The 1,132-nt window shown below is 50.7% G+C and carries 1 protein-coding gene; it reads left to right on the forward strand.

Annotated features, from left to right (window positions below):
• Positions 1–1,132: elongation factor Tu (gene tuf / locus FE392_RS19305; protein ID WP_319931769.1), on the forward strand; the 1,132-nt coding region annotated here is incomplete at both ends.

Here is a 1,132-nt window from a genome sequence, read left to right on the forward strand (position 1 = left end):
TGTCTAAAGAAAAGTTTGAACGTTCAAAACCGCACGTTAACGTTGGTACTATCGGCCACGTTGACCACGGTAAAACTACCCTGACTGCAGCAATCACCACCGTTCTGGCAAAAACCTACGGCGGTAGCGCTCGTGCATTCGACCAGATCGATAACGCACCAGAAGAAAAAGCGCGTGGTATCACCATCTCTACTTCTCACGTAGAGTACGATACTCCAACTCGCCACTACGCACACGTTGACTGCCCAGGCCACGCCGACTATGTTAAAAACATGATCACTGGTGCTGCACAGATGGACGGCGCGATCCTGGTAGTAGCTGCGACTGATGGCCCAATGCCACAGACTCGTGAGCACATCCTGCTGGGTCGTCAGGTAGGCGTTCCATACATCATCGTGTTCCTGAACAAATGTGACATGGTTGATGATGAAGAGCTGCTGGAACTGGTAGAAATGGAAGTACGTGAGCTGCTGTCTCAGTACGATTTCCCAGGCGACGACACTCCAATCATCCGTGGTTCTGCTCTGAAAGCGCTGGAAGGCGACGCAGAGTGGGAAGCGAAAGTTGTTGAACTGGCAGAAGCACTGGATACTTACATCCCAGAACCAGAGCGTGACATTGATAAGCCATTCCTGCTGCCAATCGAAGACGTATTCTCCATCTCCGGCCGTGGTACTGTAGTTACCGGTCGTGTAGAGCGTGGTATCGTTAAAGTGGGTGACGAAGTTGAAATCGTTGGTATCAAAGAAACCGCGAAAACAACTTGTACTGGTGTTGAAATGTTCCGCAAACTGCTGGACGAAGGCCGTGCGGGTGAGAACGTTGGTGTTCTGCTGCGTGGTACTAAGCGTGACGAAATCGAACGTGGTCAGGTTCTGGCTAAACCAGGTTCAATCAAGCCACACACCCAGTTCGAATCTGAAGTGTATATCCTGAGCAAAGATGAAGGTGGCCGTCATACTCCATTCTTCAAAGGCTACCGTCCACAGTTCTACTTCCGTACAACTGACGTAACCGGTACTATCGAACTGCCAGAAGGCGTAGAGATGGTAATGCCAGGTGACAACATCAACATGATCGTCACTCTGATTGCGCCAATCGCAATGGACGAAGGTCTGCGCTTCGCAATCCG

This window comes from Xenorhabdus santafensis, from assembly GCF_033949405.1.
Classification (GTDB): domain Bacteria; phylum Pseudomonadota; class Gammaproteobacteria; order Enterobacterales; family Enterobacteriaceae; genus Xenorhabdus; species Xenorhabdus santafensis.